Origin of the sequence: Streptomyces sp. CNQ085 (genome assembly GCF_022614595.1) — a bacterium.
In the GTDB taxonomy this organism is placed as follows: Bacteria; Actinomycetota; Actinomycetes; order Streptomycetales; family Streptomycetaceae; genus Streptomyces.
The window spans coordinates 1-6,685 of record NZ_JAJFAU010000203.1; the positions used below are offsets into that span (position 1 = coordinate 1).

7 protein-coding genes are annotated in these 6,685 nt (G+C 77.4%); 5 read left to right on the plus strand and 2 right to left on the minus strand.

The window, feature by feature from the left end; translation table 11 throughout:
- The 4 genes from LJ221_RS22595 to tsaE all read left to right on the plus strand — a co-directional run.
- Window positions 1-1,203 (plus strand): NAD(P)H-hydrate dehydratase (locus LJ221_RS22595; protein WP_241718560.1); only part of this gene is annotated, 1,203 nt, incomplete at its 5' end.
- A gap of 110 nt (window positions 1,204-1,313) precedes the next feature.
- Window positions 1,314-2,507, plus strand: coding sequence for an alanine racemase (alr, locus tag LJ221_RS22600; RefSeq protein ID WP_241718561.1), 1,194 nt, complete (start codon window positions 1,314-1,316; stop codon window positions 2,505-2,507).
- 7 nt (window positions 2,508-2,514) lie between these two features.
- Entirely contained in the window at window positions 2,515-3,768 is a 1,254-nt protein-coding gene (locus LJ221_RS22605) for an alpha/beta fold hydrolase (protein ID WP_241718562.1), read from the plus strand.
- A gap of 4 nt (window positions 3,769-3,772) precedes the next feature.
- Complete coding sequence (tsaE, locus tag LJ221_RS22610) at window positions 3,773-4,252, plus strand: tRNA (adenosine(37)-N6)-threonylcarbamoyltransferase complex ATPase subunit type 1 TsaE (protein ID WP_241718563.1); 480 nt, start codon at window positions 3,773-3,775, stop codon at window positions 4,250-4,252.
- Between the two features lie 373 nt (window positions 4,253-4,625).
- Here the strand turns inward: tsaE and LJ221_RS22615 are convergent, their stop codons facing one another.
- A complete protein-coding gene (locus tag LJ221_RS22615; protein WP_241718564.1) occupies window positions 4,626-5,231 on the minus strand; it encodes a DUF6328 family protein in 606 nt (201 codons plus the stop codon).
- A 121-nt stretch (window positions 5,232-5,352) separates the two neighbouring features.
- On the minus strand, window positions 5,353-5,955 hold the full coding sequence (locus LJ221_RS22620) for a hypothetical protein (RefSeq protein ID WP_241718565.1): 603 nt from the start codon (window positions 5,953-5,955) through the stop codon (window positions 5,353-5,355).
- A gap of 162 nt (window positions 5,956-6,117) precedes the next feature.
- On the opposite strand from LJ221_RS22620, the gene tsaB reads away from it, so the two are divergent.
- A partial coding sequence (gene tsaB, locus LJ221_RS22625) for a tRNA (adenosine(37)-N6)-threonylcarbamoyltransferase complex dimerization subunit type 1 TsaB (RefSeq protein WP_241718566.1) occupies window positions 6,118-6,685 on the plus strand: 568 nt, incomplete at its 3' end.

Consider the following 6,685-nt stretch of genomic DNA (forward strand, 5'->3'; position numbering starts at 1 on the left):
GCCGGGGGCCGGGCCGTCGCGGCCCCCGGCGCCCGCACCGTGCTGGAGGGCGTGCCCGCCGACGTGCCCGTGCTCCTGCGGCGGGCCGACCTGGTGGTGGACGGCATCGTCGGCATCGGGGGCCAAGGCGGCCTGCGGCCGGACGCGGTGGAGATCACCGACGCCGTCGCGGAGGCCGGGGTGCCCGTCGTGGCCGTGGACCTGCCCAGCGGGGTGGACGCCGACACCGGCGAGGTGCGCGGCGTGGCGGTGCGGGCGGCGGCGACGGTGACCTTCGGGGCGTACAAGCCGGGCCTGCTGGTCGATCCCGCGCGCGAGCACGCCGGAGCGCTGCGGCTGGTCGACATCGGCCTGGGCCCGTACCTGGAGGCGGCCGAGCCGGTGGTGCGCGCCGCGCGGCACGCGGACGTGGCCGCCCTGCTGCCCCGCCCGTCGGCCGAGAGCGACAAGTACCGGCGCGGTGTGGTCGGCGTCGCTGCCGGTTCCGCCCGTTACCCCGGCGCGGCGGTGCTGGCGGTGGCCGGGGCGCTGCGCGGCGGCGCGGGCGCCGTGCGCTACGCCGGGCCCGCGGCCGACGCGGTGATCGCCCGCTTCCCCGAGACGCTGGTCTCCTCCGGCCCGCCCTCGCGGGCGGGCCGGGTGCAGGCGTGGGTCGTCGGCCCGGGGCTCGGCGACGGGGACGAGGCGCGCGGGATCGTCCGGGACGTGCTGGCCTCGGACGTACCGGTGCTGGTGGACGCCGACGGGCTGCGGCTGATGGACGCCGGAGCGCCGCGGGAGCGCACGGCACCTCTCCTGCTCACCCCGCACGCCGGCGAGGCGGCGGCGCTGCTGGGCGTCGAGCGGGAGGAGGTCGAGTCGGCGCGGCTGGCCTCGGCGCGGGAGCTGGCGCGGCGGTACGGGGCGACGGTGCTGCTCAAGGGCTCGACCACGGTGATCGCCCCGCCCGGCGGGGACAGCCCGCCGCGGGTCAACCCCACCGGTACCGGCTGGCTGGCGACGGCCGGGAGCGGCGATGTGCTCTCCGGGCTGGCCGGCTCGCTGCTCGCCTGCGGTCTGGCGCCCGTGGACGCGGCGGTGGCGGGCGCCTACGTCCACGGTCTGGCGGGCCGCCGCGCGGCGCCGCTGGTCAGCGCACTCGACGTGGCCGAGGCACTGCGTCCGGCCTGGCGGGACGTGGCGGAGGCCCGGGGCGCCGGGTGAGCCGGGGGCCGTGGCCGGCGCGGCGGGGGCGTGCGCCCGGCCCGGGGCGCGCCTCGCTCACCGGGCGGGCCGGGAGGCGGCCGGAGGGGGACCTGAGACACTGGTGGGCGATGGACGTCGTAAGTGAGCCCTCCGCCACCGGCACGGCAGCGCGGCCCCGCCCGGAAGCGCACCGGGTCCGGGCCGAGATCGACCTGGCCGCGCTGCGCGCCAACGTCCGCGCCCTGCGCGAGCGCGCGGCCGGGACCGGGGCCGGGCTGATGGCCGTGGTCAAGGCCGACGCGTACGGCCACGGCATGGTCCCCTGCGCCCGAGCCGCGCGGCGGGCGGGCGCCGACTGGCTGGGGACGGCCACCCCCGAGGAGGCGCTGGCGCTGCGCGCCGCCGGGGACCGGGGCCGGCTGCTGTGCTGGCTGTGGACGCCCGGCGGGCCCTGGCGCGAGGCGATCGAGGCGGACGTCGACGTGTCGGCGAGTGACCCGTGGGCGCTGGGGGAGATCACGGCCGCCGCCCGCGCCCGCGGCCGTACCGCCCGTGTCCACCTGAAGGCCGACACCGGGCTGGGCCGGGGCGGCTGCCAGCCCGCCGGCTGGGAGGCGCTGACCGCCGCCGCCCGCGCCGCCGAGGCCGAGGGCACGGTGAAGGTCACCGGGGTGTGGTCGCACTTCGCCTGCGCCGACGAGCCCGGCCATCCCTCCATCGCCGCCCAGCTCGCCGCCTTCCGCGAGGCCCTGGCGACCGCGGCCCGCGCCGGGCTCGACCCGGAGGTGCGGCACATCGCCAACTCGCCCGCCACCCTCACCCTCCCCGAGGCGCACTTCGATCTGGTGCGCACCGGCGTGTCGGTCTACGGCCTCTCGCCCTCCCCGGAGGTCGGCGTGCCGGCGGACTTCGGACTGCGGCCGGTGATGACCCTGCGCGCCCGCCTCGCCCTGGTCAAGCGGGTGCCCGCCGGGCACGGGGTGAGCTACGGCCACCACTACACCACCCCCGGCGAGACGACCCTGGCCCTGGTCCCGGCCGGCTACGCCGACGGCGTCCCCCGGCACGCATCGGGAGGCGGGCCGGTGCTGGTGGCGGGCAAGTGGCGGACGGTCGCCGGGCGGGTGGCCATGGACCAGTTCGTGGTGGACCTGGGCGGCGACGCGGCCGCGGAGGGCGACGAGGCGGTCCTGTTCGGGCCGGGCGACGCGGGCGAGCCGACGGCCGAGGACTGGGCCCGCGCGGTGGGCACCATCGGGTACGAGATCGTCACCCGGATCGGGGCCCGGGTGCCGCGCGTCCACCTGAACGCGGAGGCGTGAGGCGGGTATGAGGGACGCAGGCGGCGGGTGGGCTCGCCGCGCGGGGGTGGCCGGCGCGGCGCTGGGACTGGCGGCTGCCGGGGTGGCCGCGGGGGTGGCCGTCGAGCGGCTGACCGTGCACCGGGCGGTGCGCCACAGGGCACGCCTGGCCCTGGACGCGGCCGGACCGTACGGCTCACTGCGCGGCACCCCCGGCCGGGCCGTGGCCGACGACGGCACCGAGCTGTACTACGAGACCGACGAGCCGGAGGGCGCGACACCCGAGGGCGCGCCCACGGTCGTCCTCAGCCACGGCTACTGCCTCGCCCAGGACGTCTGGCACTTCCAGCGCGCCGCCCTGCGCGGCGCCGCGCCCACCGCGCCCCCCACCCCCGCCCTGCGCGCCGTCTACTGGGACCAGCGCGGCCACGGCCGCTCCGGGCGCGGGCGGCCCGGCGAGACGGTCACCATGGACCGGCTCGGACGCGACCTGAAGGCGGTGCTCGACGCCGCCGTCCCCACCGGGCCGGTCGTCCTCGTCGGTCACTCGATGGGCGGGATGACGGTGATGGCCCTCGCCCACCACCATCCCGGGTACATCGCCGAGCGCGTCGCCGGGGTGGCCCTGCTGGGCACCTCGGCGGGCAACCTCACGGAGGTGACCTTCGGGCTGCCCGCCGCCGGGGCCCGGGCGCTGCGGCGGATGGCGCCGGGGGTGCTCAGGACGCTGGCCGCGCGGGCCGATCTGGTGGAGCGGGGGCGGCGGGCGACCGCCGACCTCTTCACGGGGCTGGTCAAGCGGTACTCGTTCGGCACCCGCGACGTGGACCCGGGGGTGGCGCGCTTCGCGGAGCGGCTGATCGAGTCGGTGCCGGTCGACGTGGTCGCCGACTTCTACCCCGCCTTCGCCGAGCACGACAAGACCGACGCGCTGACCGCCTTCGAGGAGGGGCGGCCGGCGCTGATCCTCACCGGCGACCGCGACCTGCTCACCCCGCGCGAGCACAGCGAGGCGATGGCCGGGGTGCTGCCGCACGCGGATCTGGTGGTCGTGGAGGGCGCGGGCCACCTGGTGATGCTGGAGCACCCCGAGACGGTCAACGACCGCCTGGCCGAGCTGCTGACGCGTACCATCCACACCCATGGACACACCGCACCACCGGGCTCCGGGGACCGCCCCCGGAGCCGTTCCGGAGAGCCGGCGCAACCCCCCGGAACCCCGGGCCCCACAGGGCGGCCGGACCCCCGGACGGACCGCGAGGATCCGCGTAGCGACCCCTGACCGGATGCGGGAGCTGGGCCGGCGGCTGGCCCGGCTGCTGCTGCCCGGCGACCTCGTCCTGCTCACCGGCGAGCTGGGCGCGGGCAAGACCACCCTCACCCGCGGACTGGGGGAGGGGCTGGACGTGCGCGGCGCGGTCACCTCGCCCACCTTCGTCATCGCCCGGATCCACCCTCCGCTGGGCGACGGGCCCCCACTGGTGCACGTGGACGCCTACCGACTCGGCGGCGGCCTGGAGGAGATGGAGGACCTGGACCTCGACGTCTCGCTGCCGGAGTCGGTGGTGGTCGTGGAGTGGGGCGAGGGAAAGGTCGAGGAACTGTCGGAGGACCGGCTGCACGTGGTCATCGAGCGGTCCGCGGGGGCGGCGGACGCGGACGCGGCCCCCGGTGAGGACGCGCGGACGGTGACGGTGACCGGCGTCGGCGGGCGCTGGTCGGGGCAGGACCTGTCCGCCCTCGCCGGGCCGGGCGAGGGCGCGTAGCGGGCCGGAGCCCGCAGACACCGCGCCTCGTCCGGTACGCGCCGCGTCCCGGGTTCCGACACTGTGTCGGGAAGATGTTGCGCGCGGTGCCCCCGGCGTGTTCACATGGAGGCCGGAGGGAGTGGTTAGGTACGCCTTACCACTCCCGCCCCATGAGCCACGGGAGGACCCATGGAGGCAGGGAAGCGAGAGTCCGGGACGGCCGAGCGGAACGCGCGCGCCGCCACGTCCGGGCGCCCGACGGGTGCCGGAACGGTACCGATGTGCGATCTGCTGGCCTCGTGCGCCGCTGCCGACGCGGTCTCCACACCGCCGGCCTTCGAGAGCCGTGCCATCCCCGGGGAGCCTCCGGAGGGCGCCGCTCCCGTCGGCGCTAGGAGCGCTGCTCCCGCTCCTCCTGCCTCGGTCCGACACGGCGCGCCCAGGCGGGCAGCAGGAACCAGGCGCCCACGAACCACATGAACAGCGCGCCGACGATCCACCAGGCCATGCTGTTGTCCAGCACCACGCGCAGGATCAGCAGCAGTGCGCAGGTGACTGTGCACAGCAGCAGGACCAGCCCGGTGACGGTGAGGCGGGCGGCCCACTCCACCGTCTGCGGCTTCATCCGGTGGCCGGTGACGAAGCGGTGCAGGGCCACCGGGGCGATCAGCGTGCCGGTCGCGGCCGAGCCGAGGACGACGGTGACGACGTAGATGTTGCGGTCCACGGGCCCCAGTTCGGTGAACCGCTCGGTGAAGGCGACACTCAGCAGGAAGCCGAGCAGGATCTGGATGCCCATCTGGGCGACCCTGACCTCCTGCAGCAGCTCCGTCCACCGCCGGTCGGCCCGCTCCTTCTCGGTCTCCCGGCGCTCCTCCCGGGCCTCCCGGGCCGACTCGTCCACCCGCCGGGCGGCCCGCGCCGCCCGGTCCCCGGCGTCCCCGGACCGCCGCCCGCCGCTGTTCCTGTCCGCCGTCATGTCCGTCCCCGGTGTCATGCCACCGCCCCTTCTCCAGCGCCCGTCCGCCTGTTCCCCATCTGTTCGAATCGGAGGAGGGCAAACGTGGGTGCGGATCCGGTGGAGCGGGGCCTCCCGGCGCGTGTGGGGCCGCGGGGGATCAGGGAACGACGACGACCTCCGTACCGGCCTCGGCGAACCGCCACATCGCCTCGCCGTCCGCGGCCCCGGAGCGGATGCCGCCCGTGCCCGCCTTCGGCGGCCCCTCGGGCAGCGAGCCGTCCACGGCGGCGCTGAAGCCCACCACGACCCCCTCCACCTGTGTGAACAGCACCACATGGGCGACGGGCACCCCGTCGGACCCGGTGACGCGCTCGGTGCGGCCGCTCTCGCTCACCGTGTACTCGCCCGGCAGCGGGTCCACGGCACCGGGGACGACGCGGTAGGTCCGGGTGACCCGCTCGTTCGCGCCCACCAGCCAGACCCGGTCACCGCGCAGGGAGTAAACGACGCGCTCACCGGCGCCGGAGCCGGCCGGCGGTGCGGGCTCCTCGCGCTCCTTCGGCTTCCCGCGGTCCCCGCCGGCCTCGGCGTCCTTCCGCGCGGCGCCCGGGGAGGGGGAGGCCGACGCGGCGGCCCCGCGTTCGCCGGGGGGCCCGTGCCGGTCCTGCGCGGCGGACGCCTGGTAGGCCAGGAAGCCGACGACGGCGAGCGCCGCCGCGGTCAGCCCGGCCACGAACGTACCCGCGCTGCTCCGTGCCACCGTCTCGCCCGCCTCCGGTAATCGCCGCTTCCCCGCCGGTCCCGGCCCCGTGCCGGAGCTCCGGCGGACCGGTGTGATCGTAGGTCCGACGGTAGCAGTCGGTAGCGGCCGCCGTACCGCGGGCAGGCACCGGCGGCCCGCGGCGCGCCGTAGGCTGAGAGCGTGCTCCTGCTCGCTCTGGATACCGCAACCCCCGCCGTCACCGTCGCCCTGCACGACGGGACGAGGACCCTCGCAGCCGCCGACGAGGTGGACGCCCGCCGCCACGGCGAACTGCTGCTCCCGGCCGTCGACCGCGTCCTGGCCGAGGCCGGCGCCGCGCTCGGCGACGTGACCGGCATCGTCGTCGGCGTCGGCCCCGGCCCGTACACCGGCCTGCGGGTCGGCCTGATGACGGCGACGACCGTCGGAGCCGCCCGCGGCATCCCCGTCCACGGCCTGTGCACGCTGGACGGCATCGCCCACGCCGCCGGGGAGGCCGGACTGGAGGGCCCCTTCGTCGTCGCCACCGACGCCCGCCGCAAGGAGGTGTACTGGGCGCGCTACTCCGACGCCCGCACCCGCCTCGGGGACCCGGCCGTGGACCGCCCGGCCGACATCGCCGGGCTGGTCGCCGGCGTCCCCGTGGTGGGCATGGGGGCCCGGCTGTACGCGGACACCTTCACCGGCGTACGCGACGACCTGCCCGAGCACGTCTCGGCGGCCGCGCTGGCGGCGCTGGCCGCCGAGC

Coding starts and splice junctions, on each gene's coding strand:
- LJ221_RS22605 (WP_241718562.1), top strand. CDS start 2,515: ATGAGGGACGCAGGCGGCGGGTGGGCTCGCCGCGCGGGGGTGGCCGGC.
- alr (WP_241718561.1), top strand. CDS start 1,314: ATGGACGTCGTAAGTGAGCCCTCCGCCACCGGCACGGCAGCGCGGCCC.
- tsaE (WP_241718563.1), top strand. CDS start 3,773: ATGCGGGAGCTGGGCCGGCGGCTGGCCCGGCTGCTGCTGCCCGGCGAC.
- LJ221_RS22615 (WP_241718564.1), bottom strand. CDS start 5,231: ATGACACCGGGGACGGACATGACGGCGGACAGGAACAGCGGCGGGCGG.